Origin of the sequence: Sabulicella flocculans (genome assembly GCF_045449635.1) — a bacterium.
Taxonomy (GTDB): Bacteria; Pseudomonadota; Alphaproteobacteria; order Acetobacterales; family Acetobacteraceae; genus Roseococcus.
This window is the reverse complement of the sequence record NZ_JBJJBR010000001.1, coordinates 199,912-226,661: the sequence shown is the minus strand read 5'-3', so window position 1 is coordinate 226,661 and position 26,750 is coordinate 199,912. Positions and strand designations below refer to the sequence as shown.

Sequence of the window (26,750 nt, the reverse complement as noted above, 5' to 3'; positions counted from 1 at the left end):
GGGGATTCGACCCGGCGTGGCGCTGGAGGAATGCATGGCCGCCACCCCGACCGTTTCCTTTCTCGACGGCGCCAGCGTTTCCCCGTTCCTCGGCACACAGCAAAGCCTCACCCTGCGGTTCGACAACACCGGCGCCCCGGGGGAAACCGGCTATGCGCCCTACGTCAACCTCTACATCCCCCGCCTGGGCGCCGATGGCGCCGGCGCAGCCGCCGATGACGGGCTGAGCCTCGTCTCGGCCACTCACCTCGGCGCCGAGGTGGAGATGGAGCTGCTGACCTTCGACGCCTTCGGCCAGGCGGTGCATCCCTTCGCCACGGACGGCGGCGGCGCGCGCATCGTGCTGTCTGGCGCCCCGGGCGACCAGGTGGCGGTGCTGCGCCTTCCCTTCGGCTCCTTCACCGATTCGCAGACCCCGGCCGACATCCAGCTCACCCTGCGCGTCTCCAACCTGGCCGACCTCGGCACCGCGCTGCCGGTGCGGGCGGTGGGCGGCTTCGCCTTCGGCGCCGACCCGCTGGACAAGCCGCTGACCGACGCGCCCATCACCGGCGCCCCGGCGAGGCTGGACGTGGTGCCCACCGTCGCGCGGCTGGACGTGCGCTACCTGGGCCCGGAGCAGGAGACCGCCACCGGCCCCTCCTACCCGCGCGCCTGGGAGTCCACGGCGGAGCTGGCCACCGGGCAGCCCTTCACCCACCTCACCATCACCGACACCATCCCCGACGGCGTGGTCATCACCGGCACCAGCCTGCTGAACAAGGCCACCGGCCTGCCGATGGCGGGCAGCATCAGCGTGGTCGCCAACCCGGACGGCACCCAGACCGTCACCGCCACCTTCGACGGCACCGTGGTGGGCGGGCCGGGCATGCAGCCCACCCTGCACACCGACTGGTACGTCACCGAGTTCCTGCATGACGGAACCCCGGTGCTCGACCCCGCCTCCGGCGCCTTCCGGCCGCTGGAGCAGGACAGCGCGCTGGACGCCGACTGGCAGCCGCTGGATGGCCGCGACGCCCTGGCCCACATCCGCATCGACCCGGCGGGGCCGGAGGACGTGGTCGTCGCCAAGTCCATCGCCATCCAGAAGGGGGTGGAGCTGGTCAGCGCCGCCGCCCAGCCGGCCGGCACGCTGCGCTACACGCTGGACGGCCAGGTCTCGAACTACTTCGAGATGCAGGACCTCGTCGTCACCGACACGCTGGGCGACGGCCAGACCTTCAAGCCCGGCTTCACGCCGACGCTGAAGGTGACAGAGGCCGGGCAGGCCCCGGTCCTCATCGACCTGACGGGCTTCTTCACCGTCGGCGCCAAGGACCCCGCCACCGGCCGCAGCGTCGTCACCTTCGACGTGTCGGGGGCGATGGCGGCATCGGGCCTGGTGCCGGACGCGGTGCTGGACGGCAATGGCGGCGGGCTGGGCGCCACGCCGCACGCCACCGACTACCACCAGGCCACCATCCGCATCGTCTTCGAGACCACGCTGGACGAGCAGTGGACCGCCCCCGCCTCCCACGGGCCCAACGACCCCTGGGTGGACCAGGGCGACACCGTCGGCAACGAGGTGGAATACGACGGCGACGTGCTCGCCACCGGCCTGCGCATCGGCGACGACAGCGCGGCGGCCGAGGCCCTGCCGGTGAGCGAGGTCGGCAAGGCCATCGTCGCCATCAACGGCGACACCTCCCGCGCCACGGACGACTTCGACCAGCCCGAGCGCGTGCAGTCCGGCGACGCCATCACCTTCCGCCTGACGCTGGACCTGCCGCTGACCTCGGCGCACGCCATCACCCTGGTCGACTACCTGCCGCTGCCGGTGCTGGAGGCGCTGGCGCTGGCCTACGACCCCACCGACCCGCTGCCCGGCATCGGCGAGTTCCGCTTCGACGGCGCCACCGACGAGTGGCTGGCGCGCACCGGCATCGTCCCCGGCGTCGCCTTCAGCGCCACCGGCAACTCCATCACCTTCGACTTCGGCGGCATCGCCGGCAGTGCGGTTACGCCGGCCTACGCGCCCACCCACCTCGACCTGCTGTTCACCGTGCAGGTGAACGACGCGCGCTTCGGCGACGGCCTGCTGCTGACCAACCAGGTCACCTCCTCCGAGACCAACAGCCAGGGCGTCGTCAGCCAGGACAACGCCATCATCCGCTTCGAGCTGGGCGAGCCGGTGCTGCGGGTGACCAAAGGCATCGTCGCCACCGACAACCCCGACGGCGTGCTGGTCGGCTCCGTCGGGCCGGTCGCCTTCACCGCGGTGGGCAGCGCCGGGCCGCGCTTCGCCGGCACCATCGACAGCCTCGACATCGCCGCCAGCCCCATCAACGCCAACCTGCGCAACGTGGACGCGGGCGACACCGTCACCTTCGCCATCGTGGTCGAGAACCAGGGCTCCGGCTGGAAGGGCGCCTTCGACACCGTCATCCGCGACGCGCTGCCCCCGGGCTTCGCCATGCCGGCCGGCGGGTGGAACCTGTCGGTCACCGACGGCACCGGGGCGGCGCTGGCCTTCAACGACCTGGGCGGCGGCCTGTTCGGCAACGGCATCGAGCTGACGGACGGCGTGCAGGACGGCGCCATCGGCGCCTATTCCCAGTCCTCGGGCCACAACATCGCCATCATCACCTTCGACGCCCGGCTGGTGGACACCCTGGCGGTGCCGCAGGCGCTGACCAACACCGGCCTCGTCGCCTCCTACGCGGCGCAGGAGGGCGGGTCGGACTTCGCGGCGACCCAGCCCCGGCCGGCCAAGTACCCGCTGAACGACATCGCCACCGTCAGCGTCGCGCCCTCGCTGTCCAAGGTAGTGGCCTCCACCTCCAACAACACCGGCTCCGGCCAGGGCGACGCCGCCATCGCGGACGCCACCATCGGCGAGCTGGTGACCTACACCATCACCGTGCGCATTCCCGAGGGCGTGCTTTCCGGCGTGACGCTGCAGGACATCCTGCCGCGCGGCGCCGCCGGCGTGCTGGAGGCGGTGTCGGGCACGCTGGTCAGCGTCGGCACCAACCTGTCCGGCCCGGTGGGCGGCACCGCCGCCACCATCGCCGACGGCGACGGCGACGGCATCCTCGACACGCTGTCCTGGGACCTGGGCGGCATCACCAACCAGGTGGACAACGTCAACGACGCCCAGGACCTGCTGACCTTCTCCGTCACCGCGCGCGTGCTGGACGACGCCCGCAACGCCGCGGGCGACCTGCTGACCAACACGGCGCGGCTGACCAGCGAGGACCCGCTGGGCGGCGCGCCGGTCACCCAGACTGCCACGGCGCGCATCGAGCTGGTCGAGCCGGACGTGCGGATCGCCAAGTCCGTCACCCCGGGCGGCGGCGATGCCGGCGACGCCTTCACCTACACCATCGCGGTCACTAACCAGGCCGGCGCCTTCGACGCCACCGCTTACGACCTCGTGGTGAAGGACCTGCTGGACACCCTGCTGCCCACGCTGGTCTACAACCCCGGCTCCCTCGCCATCACGGCCGCGCCCGCCTACGCCAACGCCGCCATCGTCACCGGCGGCGCGCCGGGCCAGCCGGTCGAGCTGCACGCCGACAGCCTGCGGCGCGGCGACACCATCCTGCTGAGCTTCACCGCCACCGCGGCGCCGGACGCGCTGACCGGCACGGTCGTCACCAACATCGCCTCCGTCGCCTCCGACACCCTGCCCGGCGCGCAGGTCGAGGAGCGCGGCAAGACCGCCACCGACGACGCGGTGGTGCGCATCACCAGCCCCACCATCACCAAGGCGGTGGTCGCCACCTCCTTCGCCGACACCGGCAGCGGCCGCGGCAACCCGGCCAACCCGGACGTGAAGGTGAACGAAATCGTCACCTACCGCATCACGGTGACGCTGGCCGAGGGCGAGGCGCGCGACCTCACCGTCTCCGACCTGCTGGCCGACGTGCTGGCCACCGGCACCGGCTCCGGCGCCCTGGCCTACGTGGCGGGCAGCGCGCAGGTGGTGTCGGTGGGCGCCAACCTGTCCTCCGTCGGCGGGGCGGTGAACCTGCTGAACCCGGCCATCGCCGTCACCGACACCGGCGCCAACGGCAATGCCGACAAGGTGGTGCTGAGCTTCGGCACCGTGCAGAACGCCGCCGACGGCGTGAGCGACGCCAAGGACCGCATCGTCATCGAGCTGCAGGCCAAGGCGGTGGACGTCCCGGCCAACCAGAATGCCGACACCCTGGTCAACTCCGCCCAGGTCACCACGAGCAACACCTCCGCCAGCGCCTCGGCCGCGGTGGACTTCGTGCAGCCGCTGCTGGACGTGCAGAAGTCGGCCTCCCTCGCGACGGGCGATGCCGGCGACCTCGTCACCTACACCATCACCATCCGCCACGCCGCCGGCTCGACCAACGCGGCCTACGACATCGCGCTGGGCGACGTGCTGCAGCCGGGCGTGCAATACGTCGCGGGCAGCGCCACCGCCAGCGCGGGCACGCTGACGGACGCGGGCGGCACCATCGGCCTGACGCTGGCCGCGCTGCCGCTGTCCGGCCCCGGCTCCTCCGTCACCATCACCTACCAGGCGCGGCTGCTGGACGGGGTGGTGGACGGCCAGGCCATCCGCAACGTCGCCGACCTCACCTACGCCACCGACAGCGACCCCGCCCTGTCCCGCCGCCTCGCCGACAGCGACGACGCGACGGTGACGGTGGACATCCTGGACGGGCTGTCCAAGCAGATCATCGGCACGGACAACCCCTATACCACCGGCACCAACCTTGCCGCGGGCGAGACCGTCACCTACCGCATCACCGCGACGCTCGGCGAAGGCACGCAGGGCATCCGGCTGGTGGACGCGCTGCCGGCCGGGCTGGTCTACCAGTCCTCCGCGGTCCACTCCGTTTCGCCCTCCATCACGGCGGGGGCGCCGGTTGTCAGCTTCGACGCCGCCACCAACCGCCTGACCTACGACTTCGGCACGGTGGTGAACGCCGGCAACAACACCGGCACCGACACCATCGTGATCGACGTAGTGGCCAAGGTCGCGGCCGGGGCGTCGGGCAGCATCGTGAACACGGCGACGCTGACGCCCTCCGTGCCGGCCAACCCCTGGGGGGTGGCGCCGGGCAACGGCGCGCCGGTCAACGCCGCGGCCTCGGCGCCCGTGGTCCATGCCCAGGTCGGCAACTACGCCTTCGAGGACTTCAACGGCAACGGCGTGCAGGATGCCGGCGACACCGCGGTGGCCGGCGTCACGGTCGAGCTGCGCGACTTCGCCACCGGCAACGTGGTGGCCACCGCCACCACCGGTGCCAACGGGCTCTACCTGTTCACCAACGTCGTGCCGGGCAAGTACTACGAGACCTTCCAGAAGCCCGCGGGCTGGGAGTTCACCCAGGCCGGCCAGGGCACCCCGGCCAGCGACAGCGACGCCGACCCCGCCACCGGCCAGGGCGCCGCCTTCGAGCTGGTGAACAACGCCTCCGACCTTTCGCATGACGTCGGCCTGTACCGCCCGGCCAGCCTGGGCGACGCGGTGTGGGAGGACGTGAACGGCGACGGCGTGCGCCAGGCCGGCGAGGCCGGCGTCGCCGGCGTCACCGTCAACCTGCTGGATGCCGCGAACGCCATCGTCGGCACCGCCACCACGGATGGCAACGGCGTCTACCAGTTCACCGGGCTCAAGCCCGGCGCCTACACGGTGGCCTTCGCGAAGCCCGCCGGCTGGGCCTTCACGCCGCAATTCCTGGGCGGCGACACCACGACCGACAGCAACGCCGACACCGCCACCGGCCAGGCGCCGGCGGTGACGCTGCGCTCCGGCACCTCCAACCAGACGGTGGATGCGGGCATCTACCGCCCCGTCAGCATCGGCGACACTGCCTTCGTGGACGCCAATGGCGACGGCATCCAGCAGGGCACCGAAGCTGGGCTGGCCGGCGTGGTGGTGAAGCTGCTGGACGGCGCCGGCACGGTGGTCGGCACCGCCACCACCGACCTGAACGGCAGCTATTCCTTCACCGGCCTGCGCCCGGGCGCCTACCAGGTGGAGTTCGCCACCCCCGCCGGCTGGAAGCTCACCAAGGCCGACCAGGGCGCCGATGCCCTGGACAGCGACGCCAACCCCGCCACCGGCCGCACGCCGCTCAAGACCTACGCCTCCGGCGATGCCGACGCGACGGTGGATGCCGGCTTCTGGCAGCCGGTCGTGCTGGGCGACCGCGTCTGGAACGACGCCGACGGCGACGGCATCCAGGATGCCGGCGAGGCCGGGCTGAACGGGCTGACGGTGCGGCTGCTGGCGGCCGACGGCGTGACGGTGGTCAAGACCACCACCACCGCCGGCGACGGCAACTACCTGTTCGACGACCTCTCGCCCGGCACCTACACTGTGGCGTTCTCCAGGCCCGCGGGCTGGTCCTACACGCAGGCCGGCCAGGGAACCGCCGCCACCGACAGCGACGCCATCCCCGCCACGGGGCGGAGCGCGCCGGTGACGCTGGCCACCGGCCAGTCCGACCTGACGGTGGATGCCGGGGCGTGGCACCCGGTCACCATCGGCGACAAGGCCTGGGTGGACGTCAACGGCGACGGCGTCTTCCAGCCGGGCAGCGAGGCCGGGCTGGGCGGGGTGACCATCCAGCTGGTCAACGCCGCCACCGGCGCGGTCGTGGCCACCACCACCACGGCGGCCGACGGCTCCTACCTGTTCACCGTGCCGCCGGGCACCTACAAGGAAATCTGGGTCCCGCCGGCGAGCTACGTGCCCACCATCACCGGCCAGGGCACCGCGGCCACCGACAGCAACCCCGACCCGCTGACCGGCGAGACGGCGCCCCTCACCCTGTCCGGCGGCCAGTCCGACCTGACGCAGGATGGCGGCTTCTACATCCCGGTGAAGATCGGCGACACGGTCTTCGAGGACCAGAACGGCGACGGCGTGCAGGATGCCGGCGACACGCCGCTGGCCGGCGTGACGGTGCGCCTGCTGGACGGCGCGGGCAATGTCGTGCAGGCCACCACCACGGCGCCCGATGGCTCCTACCTGTTCAGCGGCGTGCGCCCCGGCACCTACCAGGTGGAGTTCGCCAAGCCGGCCGGCTTCACCTTCACCACCAGGGATGCCGGCGCCGACGACGCCACGGACAGCGACGCCGACCTCGTCACCGGCCAGACGCCGCTCAAGACCTACGTCTCCGGCGACGTGGACCGCGACGTGGATGCGGGGCTGTGGCGCCCGGTCACCATCGGCGACAAGGCCTGGCTGGACGTCAACGGCAACGGCATCCAGGACGGCGCGGCGGAGGCCGGCCTCGGCGGCGTGACGGTGAAGCTCTACGACGCCACCACCGGCGCGCTGCTGGGCACCACCACCACGGCGGGCGATGGCTCCTACTGGTTCACCGGCCTCAAGCCCGGTTCCTTCCGCGAGGAATGGACGGCCCCGGCCGGCCACGTCTTCACCCGGCCGGACCAGGGCGGGGACGACGCGGCGGACAGCGACGTGCTGGCGGCCAACCTGCCGGCCGGCGCCACCGCCCCCTTCGCGGTGCGCAGCGGCCAGACCGACGCGACGCGCGACGCCGGGCTGTACCAGCTCTCCTCCATCAAGGGCACGGCGTTCCTCGACCTGCCGCCGGGCGTCTGCCCGCCCAAGTGGGCGCAGGCGGTGTTCGCCGGCATCACGGTGCAGCTGCTGGACGGGCTGGGCCACGTGGTGGGCAGCGCCGTCACCGGCAGCGACGGCGCCTATGAGCTGGGCGGCATCGCCCCGGGCACCTACACCGTGCGCTTCCTGGAGCGCGACGGGCTGGACCTGATCGCCAAGGGCGCGGGCAACGCGCCGCTCATCACCTCCGACGTGGACGCCGCGACGGGGCAGAGCGACGCCATCCTCATCACCAGCAACACCCACGTCACCGGCGTGGATGGCGGCTTCACCCACGTCACCGGCACCGCGTACGACGCCGCGCCGGCCCAGGTGCAGAGCGGCTTCGTGCAGGGCCCCGGCGGGCCGGGCAGCTACGTGCTGGACGGCTTCGGCGCGGCGGTGCTGACCCAGGCGGGCTCCTTCCTGGTCGGCACCGGGCCCACCTACGCGGCGGCCTCGGCGCCGGGCGCCTACATCGTCGCCGGGCCGGGGGCCAGCAGCCTGGCGCTCCACCCCTCCGGGCCCGGCTACCTCTACGGCTCCACCGGCTACAACGTCAGCGAAGGGTCCGGGCACAACGACATCATCGTCTCGGGCTGCGCCGGCTCCAACAACCAGGGGCTGGGCGCGCAGTGGGACGGCACGCGCGACTGGGACCTGCTGGTGGGCGGCACCGGCAAGGACACGCTGGAAGGCAATGGCGGCAAGTCCGTGCTGCTGGGCGGCGCGGGCGACGACCGGCTGATCGGCTTCGGCGAGATGGCGGGCGGCCCGAATGACGGCGCCATCGCCGTCTCGGGCGGGGCGGTGACCTCCTACCGCGTCGGCGACACCCTGGTGCCGAACCACCTGGGCAGCACCAGGATCACCTACAACGCCGGCGACGGCGTGCAGATGATCGTCGGCTACGTGCCCGCCATGGGCGACAGCATCGAGGTTTACGGCTTCGCCGGCCCGGCCCAGGTGCTGACGGTGGACGGCATGGGCGTGCTCTACTTCGGGCCGGACCAGGCGCTGATCTTCCAGAACTGGAATCCGGCGAATGACGGCCCCGGCCTGCCGGCCGGCATCACCTTCCATGCCGACGCCAGCCGCATGCCGGGCGCCTTCGGCGACTTCCAGCCCCTGCCGCCGGCCGTGCTGGGCGCCGCCCAGGCCATCTTCTACGGCACGCAGGGCGACGACATCGCCGTGGCGCATGACGGCACGGACACCACCTTCTTCGGCGGCGACGGCCAGGACCTGCTGCTGGGCGCCTCGGGCAACGACCTGTTCATGCTGGGCCAGGGCGGCACCACCGCCCTGGGCGGCGAGGGCCGCGACATCTTCCAGGGCGCGCTCGGCGGCGCGGCCGACCGGCTGGAAGGCGGGCTGGGCGACGACACCTTCGTCATCACCCACCGCCACACCGCCGTGCTGGAGAAGACCGGCGAGGGCCAGGACGGCGCCCTGGTGGCGGTGGATGGCTGGACCGTGGCCGACGAGGTCGAGACGGCGATGCTGGTGCTGGGCGCCACGCAGATGACCGGCGGCGCCACGGCGCAGACCCTGGTGGCCAACGCCGCCCTCGCCTCCGACATCACGGCGGGCGCGGGCAAGACCACCATGGTCGGCGGCGGGGTCGGCAGCGTGTTCCGCGGCAACGACCTCGGCGGCTCCTTTCTGAACATGGGCGCGGCCGACACCTTCATCGGCGGCAGCGGCGACGACACCTACACAGTGGCCAACACCGCCACCCGCATCATCGAGGCGGCCGGCGGCGGGCACGACGTGGCCTTCGTCTCGGTGAACGGCTGGACGGCGGCCGATGGGCTGGAGGTGGTGGTGCTGCACGGCGCCGCCAATGCGGTGAACCTGGGCACCTCCGGCGCGCTGGTGGTGGCCAACCCGGGGCTGGGCAGCTTCGTCTCCGCCCAGGCCGGCAACAACTACTTCTTCGGCGGCGCCGGGGCCGACACCTTCGTCGGCGGCTCGGGCAGCGACGCCTTCTTCGGCGGCACCGGGGCCACCCGCATGGAGGGCGGCGCGGGCAACGACACCTTCGTCGTGCACAACGCCGCCTCCGTGGCGGTCGAGGCGGCGGGCGGCGGCACCGACGTGGCCTGGGCGATGGCGGATGGCTGGACGCTGGGCGACCACATCGAGATCGGCGCGCTGGGCGGCACCGCCACCCGGCTGGCCGGCAACGGCACCGGCGCCACCCTGTTCGCCAACGCCAACCTCGGCTCCACCCTGCTCGCCGGCACCGCGGCGACGGTGATGGTCGGCTCCTCCCACGACGACGTCTTCGTCGCCGGGCGCGGCGGCGACGTGGTGTTCATGAACGGCGGCGCCGACACCCTCAAGCTCCAGGGCCACTGGGGCATGATCGCGGTGACCGACTTCTCCGGCGCCTGGGGGGAAGGCGACCGGCTGGACTTCCGCGGCACCGGGCTGACCGCGGCCGACGTCAGCGTGGCGCGCTATGGCAACGACATCCTGGTGGCGCACGGCACGGACGCCATCACGCTCTGGAACGTCTCCCAGGACCTGACGGCGGCCGACTTCCTCTGGGCCTGACCGTCAGGACGGTTCCAGCCCGACCTCGCGCGCCAGGCGCGTGAGGTCGGTGATCTGGCGCTGCAGGAAATCGCGCCACTCCTCCGGCGCCATGGCGCGCGGGGCGTAGCCCAGCCGGGCCAGCCGCTCGCGCGTCGCCTCCTCGCCCAGCACCCTGGCGACGGCGGCGTTGAAGCGCGCCACCACCGGGGCCGGAGTGCCGGCCGGCGCGGCGATGCCGAACCACACGATGAGCTCGTAGCCCGGCACGCCTTCCGCCACCGGCGGGATGTCGGGCGCCAGGGGGAAGCGGCCGCGGCTGGTCACGCCCAGGGCGCGCACCCGCCCTTCCCGCGCCTGGGCCAGCCCGGCCACCAGGTCGGTCAGGGTGCAGTCGATGCGCCCGGCCATCACCTCCGTCAGCGCCTCCGGCCCGCCGCGCACCGGCACCGGCAGCATCCGCACCCCGGCCATGCGGCTCATCTGCTCCGTGCCGATGAGGGCGGAGGCGTTGCCATGGCTGAAGGTCAGCTCGCCCGGGCGGCGGCGGGCCAGCTCCATCAGCTCCGCCGTGCTGCGGGCGGGCGAGGAGGGCGGCACCACCAGCAGGTAGGGCGCCTCGGCCAGGAAGGCCATGTGGGTGAAGTCGCGCAGCGGGTCGTAGCCCAGGTTGCGCACCAGATAGGTGTTCAGCGCCGCGTTGGTGACGGACATGATGGCCATGGTGTGCCCGTCCGGCGCGGCGCCCTTCATCGCCATGGTGCCGACCACGCCGTTGCCGCCCGGGCGGTTGTCCACCACCACCGGCTGGCCCAGCTCGCGCGACAGCGGCTCGGCGATGTTGCGGGCCAGGCTGTCGGTCACGCTGCCGGCGGGGAAGGCGACGATCAGGCGGATGGGCCGGTCGGGCCAGGATTGCGCGGCGGCGGCCAGCGGCAGGGCGGCGGCGCCCAGGACGGCGCGGCGGGGGATGCTCATGGCGTGGCCTCCAGGTGGCGGTGGATCTCGGTGTTGTCGGCGCGGGGGCCGCGGGCGGCGACGGCCGCCGCCCATTCGGCGCGCAGCAGCTGCAGCAGCCGCGCCGGCGTGCCGGTGCCCTGCGCGATGGCGGCCGCCGTCTCGATGTCCTTGCGCATCAGCCCCAGCTGGAAGCCGCCGGCGTAGCGGCGCGGGGTGATCTCCTGCGCCAGCTTGGTTTCGGAGGCGACGTTGCGGCCGGAGGAGGCGTTGAGCACCTGCGCCAGCACCCCCAGGTCCAGCCCCTCGCGCTCCGCCACCAGCGCGGCCTCGCTGACGGCCAGCAGCCCGGCGGCATAGACGAAGTTGTTCAGCGCCTTCATGGCGTGGGCGCTGCCCAGCGGGCCGGTGCGGATGACCGCCTCGCCCATGCGGCGCAGCAGGGGCTCGGCGCGGTCCAGCGCCGCCGCCTCGCCGCCGGCCATGATGGCCAGGGTGCCGGCGCGCGCCTTGGCCACGCTGCCGGAAACCGGCGCGTCCACCAGGGCGGCGCCGCGCCCGGCCAGCGCGGCGCCCCAGCGCCGCGTCTCGGCCGGCAGGGAGGAGCCCATGTCCACCACCAGCGCGCCCGGGCGCAGGGCGGGCAGCGCCGCCCCCAGCACCTGCGCCACCGCCGGGCTGTCGGGCAGCATCAGCACCAGCACCGGGCAGCGCGCGGCCAAGTCGGCGGCGTCGCGCGCGGCGGGCGCGCCTTCCAGCCCGGCGCCGGCGGCGTCCAGCGTGACCAGTTCCGTGCCCTTGGCGCGCAGGTTGGCGGCCATCGGCCCGCCCATCATCCCCAGGCCGACGAAGCCCACCGGGCCGTCCATGCCGCTTCCTCCGTTTCCGTCCCTGGGGAGGGAGCATCGCGGCTGGCGGGCGGCTTGTCACCGCCCCCCTGGAAAACCGGGGCGGGACGTGCCAGTTAATGGGGTGCCGCTTGCGGCTATGGCGATAAACGTTGCGTGGAATAAGCGTTGCGGACCCGGGGGCAGTGCCCGGCGTCTCCACCATCTCACCCTCCCTTGTCGGGGAGGCGGGCACGGGGACGAAACAGGCTCGACGCGCGAGGTAAAGACGCAGCTTTTGCCCGGCATTGTACCGCCGTCATCGGGCTAAATCACAAGTGCCAACGACAACAGCCGCGAGGCTGTGGCGCTCGCTGCCTAACATTAGGTAAGCGCGGTTGGGGGGGCACCGGGCAACAGAAGCCCCCCGCTTTCGCGCCCCATGGCAGCGCCCGGACGGCTCCGGGCGTTCGGAGGCCATGCCGGCCCTGCGCCCCTTCGACTGGGACATCGCGTTCGAGCGGCTGCGCGCCCACCTGCGCGGCGTGCCGCCCGCCGCCATGTTCGCCCTGCGCGACGAAGGCTTCAACAGCCTGTTCGAGCAGCTCGTCGCCTCCCTGCTTTCCGCCCGCACCCGCGACGAAGACGTGCTGCCCGCCTGCCGCCGCCTGTTCGCCGTCGCGCGCAGCCCGGCGGCGCTGGCGGCGCTGGACGAGGCGCGGCTGCTGCCGCTGCTGGCCGGCGTCACCTTCCCCGAGCCGAAGGCGCGCGACCTGCTGGCCCTGGCCCGCCGCATCCGCGACGAGCACGGCGGCGCCACGCCCGACACCCCCGAGGGGCTGATGGCGTTCCGCGGCGTCGGCCCCAAGGTGGCCGCCCTGGCGCTGGGGGTGGCGCTGGGCCGGCCCTTCATCGCGGTGGACATCCACGTCCACCGCATCACCAACCGCTGGGGCATCCTGGCCACGCCGACGCCGGAGAAGACCCAGGCGGCGCTGGAGCAGCTGCTGTCCGCCGCCTACCGGGTGGAGATCAACGAGCGGCTGGTGCCCTTCGGCAAGACCACCTGCACCGGCTTCCGCCCGCGCTGCCCGGAATGCCCGTTGCTGGACATGTGCGCGCAGGTCGGCGTCGCCACGGCTTCGCCACGATCGGCATGAAATCACCTTGTTCCCGGCGCGCGCCCGACACCCCCGCGGACCATCTTCCGCCCATCAGGAGGTTTCCCCCCATGCGCAAGCTCCTCGTGCTCCCCGTCATCGCCCTGCTCGGCCTGGGCGCCTGCACCGACCCCTATGGTCGGGTGGACCCGGTGGCCACCGGGCTGCTGGGCGCCGGCATCGGCGCCGCCGCGGGCATCGGCATCGCCGCCGCCTCCCAGCCGCGCTACCCGGCCTACTCGCACGGGCCGGGCTGGGGCCATGGCGGCGGCTGGGGGCGGCCGGTCTACGCCTACCGCCCCGCCCCGCGCCCCTATTGGGGCGGCGGCTGGGGCCATCGCGGCTGGTAGGTCAGCCGAAGCCCAGGAAGCCTTCCATCCCGCTGATGGGGGGCGCCTTGGCCAGCGCCGCCACGTCCGGCACCGGGCGCGCCGTCGCGGCGTCGCCCGCCAGGGCCTCCTCCACCGCGGCGGCCACGCCCAGCAGGTAGGCGTCGCCGCCGCGCGGGCCGATGAGCTGCAGGCCGAAGGGCAAGCCGTGCTCGTCCAGCCCCACCGGCAGGCTGATGGCCGGATGCCCGGTCAGCGTCACGTAGTAGGCCAGCGCCAGCCAGTGGAAGTAGGACCGCACCGGCTGGCCGTCGATGGTTTCGGGATACAGCTCCCGCCATGGCCGCGGCGAGCAGGTGATGGCGGGCGTCACCAGGATGTCGTGCTTCGCGAAGAAGGCCTGGAAGCCGCGGTAGATGCGGGTCTGCGCCGTGCTGGCCCGCGCCACGTCCTCCGCCGAGTAGCGCAGCGCCTCCTCCACGTTGGCGTGCAGGTTGGGGCCGCAATCGGCCGGGCGTTCCCGCACCTTCTGCCCGTGCGCGGCGATGACCGCGACGGCGCGCAGCACCTCGAAGGCCTCGTCGCCGCCGCTCACGTCGGGCGTGGCGGCCTCGGCGCGCGCCACGTGGCGGGCGATGGCCTCCACCGCCACGCGGAACTTGCGGCGCACCGCCTGCTCCACCAGCGCCTGGCCAAAATCCTCCGTGAAGGCGAGGCGCACGGTCGAGAGGTCGATGCGGCGCGGCGGGTGGAACAGCGCCGGCTCGCCGCGCACCGGGCGGGCGTGCAGGGTGTAGGCCAGCGGGTCCTGCGCGTCGTCATCCGCCATGGCGGAGAGCATCAGGCACAAATCCGGCACGTTGCGCGCCATCGGCCCCAGCACCGGCAGGGGGGACCAGCCATGGCCGCGCCGCTCGCTGGGCACCAGCCCGGGCGAGGGGCGGTAGCCGACGATGCCGTTGTGCGCCGCCGGGTTGCGCAGGCTGCCGCCGGTGTCGCTGCCGGTGGCCAGCGGCACCATGCCGGTGGCCAGCGCCACCGCCGATCCGCCGGAGGAGCCGGCGGCGTTGCGCGTGGGGTCGAAGGCGTTGCCGGTGGCGCCGTAGACGGCGTTGCGGCTGTTCGCGCCCAGGCCGAATTCCGGCACGTTGGTCTTGCCCAGCACCACGCCGCCGGCCTTGCGCAGGTTCGCGACCATCGCCTCGTCGCGCTCCGGCACGTGGTCCTTGAAGATGGGGCTGCCCCAGGTGGTGCGCAGGCCCTTGGTTTCCTCCAGGTCCTTGATGCCCAGCGGCAGGCCGGCCAAGGCGCCGAGCGATTCGCCCTTCGCCAGCGCCGATTCGACTTGCCTGGCGGCGGCACGGGCGGCGGCCTCGTCCATCGCCACCATGGCGTTCACCGCCGGGTTCACCGCGGCGATGCGCCGCAGGCAGGATTCCAGCAGCTCGGTGGGCGACAGGCGCTTCTGGCCGACAAGGCGGCGCGCCTCGACGGCGGTCAGGTCACAGGGCTCGGTCATGGGCTTGGCTCTCCTCGCCGGGCAGGGTGGACCGGGCGGGGGCGATGGGGAAGGTGCAGCCAGCAGGCGAAGCTGCTGGCCGCGAAGCGTCATCGCAGTCCTGGCTGCCCGCGGCATGGCGCCGAGCGGCCCGCGAAACCAACCAGGACCGGCGCCGCCCACGAGGATGCGGCCGCAAGGCGGCCGCCGCGCCCGGACCAACCGCCCGGCCAGGACGCCAGCTGCGGAGCGCAGCCAAGCCGCCGGAGGCGGCGCCCGGCGCCTGAGGGCACAAAAAAGCGCTCGGCTAGTAGCCCAGCGCGCAGCCATCCTTGCGCGGGTCGCTGCCGCCGATCAGCGCGCCGCGCTCGCGGTCGATGACGATGGCCTGGCCGCCGCCATGCGGCTTGGCGAAGGGGATGCAGTCATGGCCCATGGCGTTCAGCCGGGCCACCACCTCCGCCGGGATGCCGCGCTCGCACTGGATCTTGCCTTCGCGCGGGAACAGGCGCGGGGCGTCCAGCGCCGCCTGCACGTCCATGCCGAAATCCAGCATGTTGGTGAGCAGCAGGGTCTGGCCCATCGGCTGGAAGTGCCCGCCCATCACGCCGAAGGGCATGAAGGGCTGGCCGTCCTTCATCGCCATGCCGGGGATGATGGTGTGCATCGGCCGCTTGTGGGGTGCGATGCAGTTCGGGTGCCCCTCCTGCAGGCGGAAGCCGAAGCCGCGGTTGTGCAGCATCACCCCGCTTTCCTCGCCCAGGATGCCCGAGCCGAAGCTCTCGAACAGCGAGTTGATGAAGGAGCAGGCGTTGCCGTCCTCGTCCACCACGCAGAGGTAGACGGTGTCGGCGTGCACCGGCAGCAGCGTCTCGCCGGGCGGCGGCAGCTCGGCGGCCTGGCCGTCGCGGATGCCGCGGGCCAGGGCGCGCAGGTAGGAGTCGGAGAGCAGCTTCTCCACCGGCACCTCCACCTGCGCCGGGTCGGCCACGAAGGCGTCGCGGTCGCGGTAGCCCAGGCGCGCGGCCTCGATGTGGCGATGCAGGCGGGCCACGCCCATCGCCCCGCCCTCGGGCGCGTCGAAGCCCTCCAGCATGCCCAGCATCATCAGAGCGATGATGCCGGTGCCGTTGGGCGGGCATTCGAAGATGTCCAGGCCGCGGAAGCGGCGCTGGATGGGGGTGACGAATTCGGGGCCGTCCAGCCCGGCGGCGAAGTCGGCCTCGGTGTGCAGCCCGCCCGCCTCGCGCAGCGCCCGGACCATGTCGGCGGCGATGGCGCCCTCGTAGAAGGCGCGCGCGCCATCGCGGCCGATGGCGCGCAGCGTGCGCCCCAAGGCGGGGAGAGCCATGCGGGTGCCGATGCGCGGCGCCTCGTTCCCCACCAGGTAGTGCCTGGCGCTGGCGGCGTGGCCGCGCAGCTTGTCCGCCGCCTCCTCCCAGTCATGCGCCACGCGGGCATGGACGAAGAAGCCGTCCTCGGCCGCCTTGATCGCGGGCTGCAGCAGGAAGTCCAGCGGCTTGCGGCCGTAGGCGGCGTTCAGCTTGGCCCAGGCGGCGACGGCGCCGGGAATCGTCACGGAATGGGCGCTGTCCGCCTTCATCGCCGTCAGGCCGGCGGCCCGCAGCCTCTCCGGCGTCGCCGCGCCGGGCGCGCGGCCGGAGCCGTTCATGGCGATGACCTGGCCGGTGCCCGCCGGGGCGTAGAGGCAGAAGCAGTCGCCGCCGATGCCGGTGCTCTGCGGCTCGATCACGCCCAGCAGCGCGGCGGCGGCGATGGCGGCGTCCAGCGCGTTGCCGCCCGCCTTCAGCACCTCGATGGCGGCGAGGCTGGCGGCGGGCATGGAGGTGGCCGCCATGCCGCGCCCGGCGATGACGGGGGAGCGGCCGGGGGCGTGGAAATCGCGCATGGCGGGGGTTCCTTGGGACGTTGGGCTGCTTCTACCGCGCGACGCGGCATGCGACACCCCCCTTCCCTTGCGCGCGGGGTTTGGCTAGGGCGCGAACATGGACCAGCCCATCCCGTTCGCGGCCTTCGAGGCGGTGGAGATCCGCGCGGGCACGGTGGTGGACGCCCAGCCCTTCCCGGAGGCGCGCAAGCCCGCCCTCAGGCTGTGGCTGGACTTCGGGGCGCCCATCGGCGTGAAGCGCTCCTCGGCGCAGGTCACGGCGCGCTATGCGCCGGCGGCGCTGCTGGGGCGGCAGGTGCTGGCGGTGGTGAACCTGGCGCCCCGGCAGGTCGGCCCCTTCGTGAGCGAGGTGCTGGTGCTGGGCGTGGCGGACGCGGATGGCGCGGTGGTGCTGGTCGGCCCCGACCAGCCGGTGCCCAACGGATCAAGGATGCATTGAGATGGCGCAGCGCTACTACACCGTGTCCTGGGACCAGCTGCACCGCGACGCCAAGGCGCTGGCCTGGCGCCTGGTGGAGAAGGGCCCGTGGAAGGGCGTGGTCGCCATCACCCGCGGCGGGCTGATCCCCGCCGCCATCGTGGCGCGGGAGCTGGAAAGCCGCATCATCGAGACCGTCTCCGTCGTCACCTACGACGAGGAGGTGAAGGGCGATCCGCGCGTGGTGAAGGCCCCCGCCGCGGCCGGCGACGGCGAGGGCTGGCTGCTGCTGGACGACCTGGTGGACACCGGCACCACCGCCAAGGTGGTGCGCGCCATGCTGCCCAAGGCGCATTTCGCCACCGTCTACGCCAAGCCCGCTGGCAAGCCGCTGGTGGACACCTTCATCACCGAGGTCAGCCAGGACACCTGGATCCTGTTCCCCTGGGACACGGAGCAGCAATTCGTCGCCCCCATCGCCAAGGCGGCAGCCGGGAAGTAGCCGGAACCTATTTTGTCAAGGGAAACCAAGGGTTTGCGGTCGTCGTTCCACCCGGACCGCAACCCATTCCCGAGGTTTTCCCCCATGCTCCATCGCCGTCATGCCGGCCTCGCCCTCGCCGGCGCCGCCCTCGTCCTGCCCGCCATCGCCCGCGCCCAGGGCTCGGCGGACCTGCGGATGCAGGCGCTCACCGCCTCCACCGCCTCGCTGAACTCCGCGCGGCTGGGCGTGCAGCGGGCCCAGAACCCCATGGTGCGCCAGTTCGCCCAGCTGGAGGCGGAGGAGCAGATGGCGGCGATGGAGGCCATGCAGCTCGCCGGCATCACCGTCCCTGCCCAGGTGTCCATGCGCGACGACACCGCGCGGATGATGGCGTCCGTCCAGGCCGCCCAGGGCGCCGAGTTCGACCGCGCCTTCCTGGCCATGCAGAAGGCCGGGCACGAGGACCTGCTGCGCATCCACACCCAGGTGAAGGCCAGCGGCGCCACCGAGGCCGAGCGCATCATCGGCACCATGGCGGTGCCGGCCATCAAGTCGCACCTGGCGACCATCGAGATGCTGATGAACCAGCGGGGCTGAACCCCCGCCCTGCGGCTGGGCGGGCGTTCAGCCCGCCAGCACGCCCTGCAGCGCCGCGACCATCTGCGGCGCGGTGTAGGGCTTGGGCAGCACCGGCGCGCCGCGCAGCTCGGCCGGGACGTCCTGGCCCTGCATGCCGGTGGCCAGCACGAAGGGGATTCTCCGCGCCGCGAGGGTCTGGGCGAGGGTGTAGCCGCTCTCGCCCCCGCGCAGCCGGACGTCCACCAGCACCACCTCCGGCGTCGCGGAGTCCAGCAGCGCCAGCGCGGGCGCGACGGCGGCGGCGGTGCCGACCACCTCCGCCCCCGCATCCTCCAGCGCCATCTCGGCGAACATGGCGATGAGCGGCTCGTCCTCGACCAGCAGGACGCGCCGCCCGGTCAATGCCGTCACCCGCCGATTCCCTTCACAACCATTCGCGACGATGTACCCCGGCTCGATGCATCACCGCAAATGGTTCTGATGCGGGAAGCCTTCAGCTGTCGGCGCGGATGTTGTTGTCCGTGATGACGCGCGCCCACTTGGCGACCTCCGCCTCGATGAAGCGGCGGCACTCCTCCGGGCTGCTCGCCACGATGTCGCAGCCCTGCTCCTCGATGCGGGACTTCACCTCGGGCTCGTTCAGCACGCGGGACAGCGCCTCGTGCATGCGGCGCACCAGCGGCTCGGGCGTGCCGGCGCGGCCCAGCATGGCCCACCAGGTCGGCGCCTCGAAGTCGCCGAAGCCCTGCTGCGCGAAGGAGCGCGTGTTGGGCACGTGGCGCGTCTCGCCCCGCGTGGTGACGCCAAGCGGCCGCAGCACGCCGTTGCGGATGTGCTGCGAGACGATGACGACGTTGGTCATGAACAGCGGCACGTGGCCGGCCACGGCGTCCTGCACGGCCGGCCCGCCGCCGCGGTAGGGAACGTGGACGATGCGGAAATTGCCCTGCTGCTGCAGCAGGGTGGTGGAGACATGCGCCAGCCCGCCGACGCCGGACGTCGCGTAGTTCAGGGTTTCCGGCGCGCGGCGCGCGGCGTCCACCACCTGCTGGAAGTTGGTGAAGGGGGTGGACTGGTGCGCCACCATCACCAGCGGCCCCGAGGCGGCCAGGGAGACCGGCACGAAGGCCTCCATGGTGCGGAAGGGCAGGCGCATCACCGTCTCGTTGGTGGCCTGGGTGTCGTAGACGAACATCCAGGTCGAGCCGTCGGCGGGCGCGCGCGCGCCCTCGATGGCGCCGGTGGCGCCCGAGGCGCCGCCGCGGTTGTCGATGATGACCGGGCGGCCCAGCACCTCGGCCAGGCGGGGCTGGAACAGGCGGGCGATGGTGTCGGTGGAGCCGCCGGGCGGCCAGGGCACGATCAGCCGGAGGGGACGGTCCGGGAAGGTCTGGGCGCGCAGCACGTGCGGCGCGAGGAGCCCGGCCCCGGCGAGGCCCAGGACGTGGCGGCGATTCATGGCGTTCCCTCCAGCGAAGCTGCGCCGTTACTTGCGCGCAAGCTCAGCCCTGCGCAAGGGCCAGCACGAAGACCTCCCGCCCCGGCCGGGCCAGCCCGTCGAGGTCGGCGCCGAGCATCAGCGCGGCGGAAGCGGCGCCCGGGCGGCCCAGCAAGGCGGTGGTCAGCCCCGCCACCTGCCCCTGCGCGTTCACCACCGGCCCGCCGGAGAAGCCCATCAGCGCGCCCAGCCGCGCCGTGAAGCCGCGCCCGTAGCCCGGCAGGTGCAGCGACGGCCGCAGCACCGGCCCGGAGGCCACGGCGCGGCCCAGCCCTTCCGGACCCACGGCCCAGAGCGGTTCGCCCACGCGGGGCGGGCGCTCGGCGGTGGCGGCGGGGCGCAGGAAGCCGGGCGGGAGGTCCAGGAAGGCCAGGTCGGTGCCCGGCACCTCGCGCACCGCGCGCGGCGCGACCTCCACCCCCGAGGAATCGCGCAGCAGCAGCGGGCGGGCGGCGGCGCGCACCACATGGGCGTTGGTAACCGCCAGCCCCGGGGCCACCGCCACCGCCGCGCCGGCCGGCACCCCGCTGGCGATGACGCTGGCGGCCGAGTGGCGGGCGACCGCCGCCGCCGGGGTGCCCATGGCCTGCTCCGCCGGCAGGGCGGCGCAGGCGCCGAGGCCGGCCAGCGGCAGCAACAGGATGGAACGCCGGGAATTCATGGCCTCGCCTCCGCGCCGACTTCAGCACGGAAAGTAAAGGCCACACATGAAAGAACGGTTGATTACGCCGCCAGCGCCGCGGCACACCACCGCAAGTTGCGGTGGCGCGGTGACGACTTGCCTGGGGCGTGCAAATTCAGCCGGCGAAGGGGTCGCGCAGGGCGATGGTGTCGTCGCGGTCGGGGCTGGTGCTCAGCATCATCACCGGCGCCTCCACCAGCTCCTCGATTCGCCGCACGTACTTCACCGCCTGCGCCGGCAGCTCGGCGTAGGAGCGCGCGCCCATGGTCGAGCCCGCCCAGCCCTCCATCACCTCGTAGATCGGCTCGGCGGCGGCCTGGGCCTTCATGCCCGGCGGCAGACGATTCATCTCCTGCCCGTCCACGCGGTAGCCCACGCAGATCTTCAGCTCCTCCAGCCCGTCCAGCACGTCCAGCTTGGTCAGCACCAGGCCCTGCACGCCGCCCAGCTTCACCGCCTGGCGCACCATCGCGGCGTCGAACCAGCCGCAGCGGCGCTTGCGCCCGGTCACGGTGCCGAACTCGCGCCCGCGCTCGCCCAGGCGCTCGCCGATGGCGTCGTGCAGCTCGCTCGGGAAGGGGCCGGAGCCGACGCGGGTGGCGTAGGCCTTGGCGATGCCCAGCACCAGTCCGATGGCATCCGGCCCGACGCCGCTGCCCGCCGCGGCGTTGCCGGCCACGGTGTTGGAGCTGGTGACGTAGGGGTAGGTGCCGTGGTCCACGTCCAGCATCACCGCCTGCGCGCCTTCGAACAGGATGCGCCGCCCCTCCTTGCGGGCGGCGTCCAGGCGCTCCCACACCGGCTCGGCATAGGGCAGCAGCAGCGGGGCCAGGGCCAGCAGCTTGTCCAGCAGCGGCGCCTTGTCGAACAGCGGCGCCCCCAGGCCGGTCAGCAGCGCGTTGTGGTGCAGCAGCAGCTCGTCCAGCTTGGCCGACAGCGTCTCGGGTTCCGCAAGGTCGCAGAGGCGGATGGCGCGGCGGCCCACCTTGTCCTCGTAGGCCGGGCCGATGCCGCGGCCGGTGGTGCCGATCTTGTCGCCGCCGCGCGCCCTCTCGCGCGCCTGGTCGAGCGCCGGGTGCAGCGGCAGGATCAGCGGCACGGTGTCGGCGATGCGCAGGTTGTGCGGGCCGACCTCCAGCCCCTGCTCGCGCACCTTGGCGATCTCGCCCAGCAGGGCGTCGGGGTCCAGCACCACGCCATTGCCGATGACGCCCAGCTTGCCGCGGACGATGCCCGAGGGCAGCAGCGAGAGCTTGTAGGTCTTGTCGCCCACCACCAGCGTGTGGCCGGCATTGTGCCCGCCCTGGAAGCGCACCACGATCTCGGCGCGGCTGGCCAGCCAGTCCACCACCTTGCCCTTGCCCTCGTCGCCCCACTGGGCGCCGATCACCGCCACGTTCGCCATCACTCGCTCTCCACGGAAACCAGGCTGCCGCCGTCCCAACGGTGGGTGCAGCGCAGCGCCATCGCGTCATCGGCGGCCGACAGCGCAGCCACGGTGGCGTGCCCCTCGGCGCGCAGCGCCTCGCCCACCGCGGGCGGGGTGCCGGGCGGCAGGAAGCAGCGGCGGCGCGGCGGGCGCGGCGGCGCGGCGCGCATCACCGCGTCGGCGTACAGGGTCATGCCGGTCGCGGGCTCGTCGCCCTGCGCCAGGTAGCGGCCGCCGCGCGCCAGCTCGCCCGCCAGGCCGGGGCCGAACAGGGTGAAGGCGACGCCGACATGGTACTGGAAGCCGCGGAACTCCACCGGGTCCACCGTCACCCGCAGGGCGGGGGCGCGGGCGCGGATGGCGCGCACCACCTTCAGCGCGTTGGCGGCGATGGCGCGGGCGGCGGGCGGCAGGTCGGCACCCTCCAGGGCGCGCACCGCCTCCTCCGCCGGGCCGGCGGCGGCCAGCAGGGCGGGCAGCAGGGCAGCCACCGGGCCGCGCCCCGCCACCAGCCGCGCCACCGCGGCGGCGTCCTTGCGGTCCAGCGCGCGGGCCAGCGGCTCCGCCTCCGCGCCGGCGATGCCCGCCTCCTGCATCAGCGCCTCGGCCATGCGCGGCAGGCCGACATCCAGCGAGATGCCGCCGATGCCCAGCCGCGTCACCGCCTCCACCGCCACCAGCGCCACCTCGGCGTCGGCCTCGGGCGCGGCGCCGCCGATCAGCTCGATGCCGGCTTGGCGCACCTGCCGCGCCGGCGCCAGCTCGCTGCCGCGCACGCGCAGCACCTGGCCGGCGTAGCACAGGCGCAGCGGGCGGGCGGCGCCGGCCATGCGGGTGGCGGCGATGCGCGCCACCTGCGGCGTCATGTCGGCCCGCAGCCCCATCATGCGCTGGCTCACCGGGTCCATCAGGCGGAAGGTCTGCTCCGCCACCGCGGCGCCCGAGCCCGCCAGCAGCCCCTCCTCGAACTCCAGCAGCGGCGGCGTCACGCGCTCGTAGCCGTGCAGGGCGAAGGATTCCGCCAGCGCCTCCGCCAGCCAGGCCTCCTGCTCGGCCTCGGGGGGAAGCAGGTCCACCAGGCCGGCGGGCAGCAGCGCTAGGGGGGCGGGGTCGCTCATCTCATGGCGCCGTGTGCCAGCGGCGGCGGAATGGGGCAAGCTGCGCCCATGACCCGACGCGCCCTCCTCCTGCTCCCCCTGCCGCTGCTGGCCTCCTGCACGCTGGACCCCGCGGCCGACTACCTGGGCGGCTTCGGCGAGCCGCTGCGCGGCGCCGCGCTGAACGCGCCCCGCAACCTGGGCGACACCAGCATCTACCAGGGCAACCCCGCCGGGGCGCTGATGGCCGCCGCCCACATGGAGTTCCTGGCCCGGCGGATGACGCCGGCCGACCCGCGCTGGGGCCCCGGCATGTCCCCCACCATCCAGCCGAAGCTGGAAGCCGGGCGCGACGAGTTCCGCGCCGCCATCGGCCTGAACCCCCGCCTGGGGGGCGAGGCCGCGGAAGCCGCCCTGCGCGCCGCCGCCCAGCGCCTGCGCGCCACCGTGGCGGCCCAGGCCTTCACCGACCGCAACGTGTTCACCCTGGGCCAGGAGGAGACGCTGCGCCGGCTGAACACCCTGCCCCGGCTGCCGCAGGTGCGCTTGGCCGCCGGCGCCGCCGCGGCGGAGATGGACCGCATGGAGCGCCGGCGCTGAGGCGCGCCGCGCCCGTCAGGACAGGCTGACCGCCGCCTCGGCCGGTGCGCCCGCCGCCCCGGCCTCCACGGCGTCGATCCACACCCGGGGCTTGCCACAGCTCACCTTGCCGCGGGGGGTGCAGAAGGCCACCCCGGCGGCGTCGGCGGCGACGCCGATGCGCACCAGCCCGTCCGGCGGCGCCATGCGCGTGGGGTCGAACAGGAACCAGGCGCCGCCCTGCGGGCCTTCCAGCCACGCCTCCATCACCGCGTGGAAGTCCGGCGGGTCCAGCTGCCAGGCATAGGCGCTGACGAAGCGCGCCGGGATGCCCAGCCCCCGGCACAGCCCGATGGCCAGGTGCGCGTAGTCCCGGCACACCCCTTCGCGCTGCACCAGCGTGTCGCAGGCGGTGGTCTCCTCGTCGGAGGAGCCGCGCACGTAGTCCAGGTGGTCGCGCACCCAGTCGCACAGGGCGGTGACGCGGGCGTGGCCCGGCGGCAGCGCGCCGAAGGTCTTCTCCGCGAAGCCGGCCAGGCGGTCGGACTCGACGTAGCGGCTGGGCAGCAGGTGCGGCAGCAGCGCCATCGGCAGGTGGTCCGCCGGCACCTCGCGCACCGCGCCGGGGTCCAGCACGGCGGGGGCCGCCTGCACCAGCGCCTCGTGGCGCAGCTTCAGCGGGCCGGGGCCGGCGCGCACCCGCAGCAGGCGGTTGCCGGTGTCGGGCTCCACGAAGCGCTCGGCCTCCAGCGGCGGGGTGAAGGCCAGGTGCTGCTCCAGCACGGCCTGCCCGTCGCGCTCCTGCGGCTCGACGTGGAACAGGAAGGACGCCTCGCCCTCCTCCACCTCGTAGTCCAGTTCGCATCCCAGCCTGAAGCGCATCGCCCGCATCTCTGTCGCCGCCATTCGGAGTTCCCGCTGCGGGAAGCCGTGGGCGGCGCGGGGGTTGCAGCGGTTTCAGCCGGGCTGGCATGCCTCCCACGCGGCATCCAGCCAGGGCAGCAGCGCCTCCACGTCGGCGCGCTCCACCGTGGCGCCGCACCAGATGCGCAGGCCGGGCGGGGCGTCGCGGTAGTTCGCCACGTCCAGCGCCACCCCCTCGCGGTCCAGCCAGGCCGCCATGCGCCGGGCCACCCCGGCCTCGTCCGCCGCCGCGCCGGGGCGGAAGCGCAGGCAGACGGAGGTGCAGGAGCGCTCCTCGGGGCGCCCGGCCAGGAAGCTGGCCCAGGGGCTGCGGGCCTCCCAGGCGGCGATGGCGGCCAGGTTGGCCTCGCTGCGCGCCACCAGGGCGGGCAGGCCGCCGGAACCCTCGGCCCAGCGCAGCCCGTCCAGCGCGTCCTCCACGCACAGCATGGAGGGGGTGTTCACCGTTTCCCCTTCCCACACGCCCTGGCCCAGCCGGAACAGCTTGGGCAGAGGCCAGGCCGGGCGGTGGGCCTTCAGCCGTTCCTGCGCGCGCGGGGACAGCGCCAGCATGCCATGCGCCGCCTCGCCGCCCAGCGCCTTCTGCCAGGACCAGGTGACGACATCGAGCCTGGACCAGTCCATCTCCATGGCGAAGGCGGCGGAGGTGGCGTCGCAGATGGCCAGCCCCTCGCGATCCTCCGGAATCCAGCCGGCGTCCGGCAGCCGCACGCCCGAGGTGGTGCCGTTCCACACGAACACCACGTCGCGCCGCCAGTCCGCCGCGCGCAGGTCCGGCAGGCGGCCGTACTCCGCCTGCAGCACGCGCACCTCGGGCAGGCGCAGGTGGTCGCGCGCGTCCTTCGCCCATTCCAGGGAGAAGCTTTCCCAGGCCAGCACGTCCACCCCGCGCGGGCCCAGCAGGTTCCACATCGCCATCTCGATGGCGCCGGTGTCGCTGCCCGGCACGATGCCGCACACCCAGCCCGCCGGCATCCCCAGCACCGCGCGGGAGCGCTCGATGACCTCGCGCAGCTTCGCCTTGGCCGCCGGCGCGCGGTGGGAACGGCCGAGCATCGCCCCCTCCAGCGCCGCCAGCGACCAGCCCGGCCGCTTGGCGCAGGGGCCGGAGGAGAAACGGGGGTTGGCGGGCTTCCTCATGCGGCATGGCTTACGGCCGGACGGCGTTGCCCTCAATCCCGCGGCGGCGCAGCATGGCCGGCCATGGATGCCCTCGACGCCTGGTGCCAGGCGCTTCCCAAGACGGAGCTGCACATCCACCTGCTGGGCGCGGTGCTGCCGGCCACCTTCGCGGAATGGGCGGCGCGGGCCGGCATGCCGGCGGCGGAGGCCGATGCGCTCTATGCCCGCGACGCCAGGCCCAAGGGGGTGCTGCACATCCTGCGCGCGCTGGAGCAGCGCCTGCTGAAGCGCCCCGCCGACCTGCACCGCGCCGCCTACGAGCACCTGGCAGCCGCGGCGGCGCAGAACGTCCGCCACAGCGAGCTGTTCTGGAACCCCACCGGCACCGCGCACCTGTTTCCCTACGCCACCGGGGCGGACGCCATCCTGGCCAGCTTCGCCGACGCGGCGGCGGAGTTCGGCGTCTCGGCCCTGCTCATCCCCGCCATCGACCGCGAGGACACGCCCGAGGCCGCGGAGCAGCTGGTGGAATGGATGGCCGCCCACCGGCGCGAGGGCATCGTGGGCCTGGGCATCGACTACCGCGAGACCGACCGCCCGCCCGAGCTGTTCTGGCGCGCCTGGGCCGCGGCGAAGCGCGCCGGCTTCCGCCTGACCGCCCATGCCGGGGAGTTCGGCTGCCACCCGCGCAACATCCGTACCGCGCTGGAACTGGTGGGGGTGGACCGGCTGGACCACGCTTACACCGCGGTGGAGGACCCCGCCCTGCTGGCCCGGCTGCGCGACTCCGCCATGGTGGTGACGGTGGTGCCCACCAACAGCCACTACCTGCGCACCCTGGCGCCGGAGCGCTGGGCGCTGGACCACCCCATCCGCGCCATGGCGGCGGCCGGGCTGGCCATCCACCCCAACACCGACGACCCGCCCATGCACCGCGTCACCCCCGCGCGATGCTGGGCGATGATGGCGCGCGACTTCGGCTTCGGGCGGGAGGAGCTGCGCCGGTTCACCCTGAACGGCGTGCGCGGCAGCTTCCTGGAGGACGCCGCGAAGCGCCACCTGGAGGCCAGCTTCGCCGCCGCCTTCGACGCGCTGGAGTTCCCATCCGTATGAC

General features: G+C 73.7%; 19 protein-coding genes and 1 other RNA gene. 9 read left to right on the top strand and 11 right to left on the bottom strand.

Annotation, left to right across the window (positions count from 1 at the left end):
- The first annotated feature begins 34 nt into the window (after positions 1–34).
- Positions 35–10,165, top strand: coding sequence for an SdrD B-like domain-containing protein (locus tag ACI6QG_RS01155; protein ID WP_407022720.1), 10,131 nt, complete (start codon positions 35–37; stop codon positions 10,163–10,165).
- Positions 10,166–10,168: 3 nt separating this feature from the next.
- Here ACI6QG_RS01155 and ACI6QG_RS01150 read toward each other — a convergent pair whose 3' ends face one another.
- Both ACI6QG_RS01150 and ACI6QG_RS01145 read right to left on the bottom strand, forming a co-directional pair.
- Entirely contained in the window at positions 10,169–11,122 is a 954-nt protein-coding gene (locus tag ACI6QG_RS01150) for a Bug family tripartite tricarboxylate transporter substrate binding protein (protein ID WP_407022719.1), read from the bottom strand.
- Positions 11,119–11,970 (bottom strand): NAD(P)-dependent oxidoreductase, encoded by an 852-nt coding sequence (locus ACI6QG_RS01145; protein ID WP_407022718.1) that lies wholly within the window; start codon positions 11,968–11,970, stop codon positions 11,119–11,121. The genes ACI6QG_RS01150 and ACI6QG_RS01145 overlap by 4 nt, the downstream gene beginning before the upstream one ends.
- Before the next feature lie 65 nt (positions 11,971–12,035).
- Between ACI6QG_RS01145 and ssrA the strand changes: the two genes are divergently transcribed.
- From ssrA to ACI6QG_RS01130, 3 genes are all read left to right on the top strand, one after another.
- Positions 12,036–12,360: a transfer-messenger RNA gene (gene ssrA, locus ACI6QG_RS01140) on the top strand.
- Between the two features lie 47 nt (positions 12,361–12,407).
- On the top strand, positions 12,408–13,088 hold the full coding sequence (locus ACI6QG_RS01135; RefSeq protein WP_407022717.1) for an endonuclease III domain-containing protein: 681 nt from the start codon (positions 12,408–12,410) through the stop codon (positions 13,086–13,088).
- Between the two features lie 71 nt (positions 13,089–13,159).
- Positions 13,160–13,438: a hypothetical protein gene (locus tag ACI6QG_RS01130; protein ID WP_407022716.1), complete on the top strand. Its 279-nt coding sequence runs from the start codon at positions 13,160–13,162 to the stop codon at positions 13,436–13,438.
- Between the two features lies 1 nt (position 13,439).
- Here ACI6QG_RS01130 and ACI6QG_RS01125 read toward each other — a convergent pair whose 3' ends face one another.
- Together ACI6QG_RS01125 and ACI6QG_RS01120 are read right to left on the bottom strand one after the other, a co-directional pair.
- Positions 13,440–14,936 (bottom strand): amidase, encoded by a 1,497-nt coding sequence (locus tag ACI6QG_RS01125; protein WP_407022715.1) that lies wholly within the window; start codon positions 14,934–14,936, stop codon positions 13,440–13,442.
- A gap of 286 nt (positions 14,937–15,222) precedes the next feature.
- Positions 15,223–16,824: a gamma-glutamyltransferase family protein gene (locus ACI6QG_RS01120; protein WP_407022714.1), complete on the bottom strand. Its 1,602-nt coding sequence runs from the start codon at positions 16,822–16,824 to the stop codon at positions 15,223–15,225.
- Between the two features lie 97 nt (positions 16,825–16,921).
- Between ACI6QG_RS01120 and ACI6QG_RS01115 the strand changes: the two genes are divergently transcribed.
- From ACI6QG_RS01115 to ACI6QG_RS01105, 3 genes are all read left to right on the top strand, one after another.
- Complete coding sequence (locus ACI6QG_RS01115) at positions 16,922–17,263, top strand: tRNA-binding protein (RefSeq protein ID WP_407022713.1); 342 nt, start codon at positions 16,922–16,924, stop codon at positions 17,261–17,263.
- A 1-nt stretch (position 17,264) separates the two neighbouring features.
- On the top strand, positions 17,265–17,744 hold the full coding sequence (gene gpt, locus ACI6QG_RS01110) for a xanthine phosphoribosyltransferase (protein WP_407022712.1): 480 nt from the start codon (positions 17,265–17,267) through the stop codon (positions 17,742–17,744).
- Between the two features lie 84 nt (positions 17,745–17,828).
- Complete coding sequence (locus ACI6QG_RS01105; protein ID WP_407022711.1) at positions 17,829–18,323, top strand: DUF4142 domain-containing protein; 495 nt, start codon at positions 17,829–17,831, stop codon at positions 18,321–18,323.
- 27 nt (positions 18,324–18,350) lie between these two features.
- Here the strand turns inward: ACI6QG_RS01105 and ACI6QG_RS01100 are convergent, their stop codons facing one another.
- From ACI6QG_RS01100 to ACI6QG_RS01080, 5 genes are all read right to left on the bottom strand, one after another.
- The gene (locus ACI6QG_RS01100; protein WP_407022710.1) at positions 18,351–18,716 is read right to left on the bottom strand and encodes a response regulator; all 366 of its coding nucleotides are present in this window, start codon (positions 18,714–18,716) and stop codon (positions 18,351–18,353) included.
- An 82-nt stretch (positions 18,717–18,798) separates the two neighbouring features.
- Positions 18,799–19,764 (bottom strand): tripartite tricarboxylate transporter substrate binding protein, encoded by a 966-nt coding sequence (locus ACI6QG_RS01095; protein ID WP_407022709.1) that lies wholly within the window; start codon positions 19,762–19,764, stop codon positions 18,799–18,801.
- A 43-nt stretch (positions 19,765–19,807) separates the two neighbouring features.
- Positions 19,808–20,464, bottom strand: coding sequence for a trypsin-like peptidase domain-containing protein (locus ACI6QG_RS01090; protein WP_407022708.1), 657 nt, complete (start codon positions 20,462–20,464; stop codon positions 19,808–19,810).
- Positions 20,465–20,600: 136 nt separating this feature from the next.
- The gene (locus ACI6QG_RS01085; RefSeq protein ID WP_407022707.1) at positions 20,601–21,890 is read right to left on the bottom strand and encodes an adenylosuccinate synthase; all 1,290 of its coding nucleotides are present in this window, start codon (positions 21,888–21,890) and stop codon (positions 20,601–20,603) included.
- The gene (locus ACI6QG_RS01080) at positions 21,890–23,032 is read right to left on the bottom strand and encodes an ATP phosphoribosyltransferase regulatory subunit (RefSeq protein WP_407022706.1); all 1,143 of its coding nucleotides are present in this window, start codon (positions 23,030–23,032) and stop codon (positions 21,890–21,892) included. Before ACI6QG_RS01080 ends, ACI6QG_RS01085 begins: the two co-directional genes overlap by 1 nt.
- 48 nt (positions 23,033–23,080) lie before the next feature.
- On the opposite strand from ACI6QG_RS01080, the gene ACI6QG_RS01075 reads away from it, so the two are divergent.
- Positions 23,081–23,611, top strand: a complete 531-nt coding sequence (locus ACI6QG_RS01075) for a hypothetical protein (protein ID WP_407022705.1) — start codon at positions 23,081–23,083, stop codon at positions 23,609–23,611.
- A gap of 15 nt (positions 23,612–23,626) precedes the next feature.
- Here the strand turns inward: ACI6QG_RS01075 and ACI6QG_RS01070 are convergent, their stop codons facing one another.
- Positions 23,627–24,472, bottom strand: coding sequence for a transglutaminase-like domain-containing protein (locus tag ACI6QG_RS01070; RefSeq protein ID WP_407022704.1), 846 nt, complete (start codon positions 24,470–24,472; stop codon positions 23,627–23,629).
- Positions 24,473–24,547: 75 nt separating this feature from the next.
- Positions 24,548–25,654 carry a phosphoserine transaminase gene (locus ACI6QG_RS01065; protein WP_407022703.1) on the bottom strand — a complete coding sequence of 369 codons (1,107 nt, stop codon included), beginning with the start codon at positions 25,652–25,654 and terminating at the stop codon, positions 24,548–24,550.
- Between the two features lie 63 nt (positions 25,655–25,717).
- On the opposite strand from ACI6QG_RS01065, the gene ACI6QG_RS01060 reads away from it, so the two are divergent.
- On the top strand, positions 25,718–26,749 hold the full coding sequence (locus ACI6QG_RS01060; protein WP_407022702.1) for an adenosine deaminase family protein: 1,032 nt from the start codon (positions 25,718–25,720) through the stop codon (positions 26,747–26,749).
- Position 26,750 lies beyond the last annotated feature (1 nt).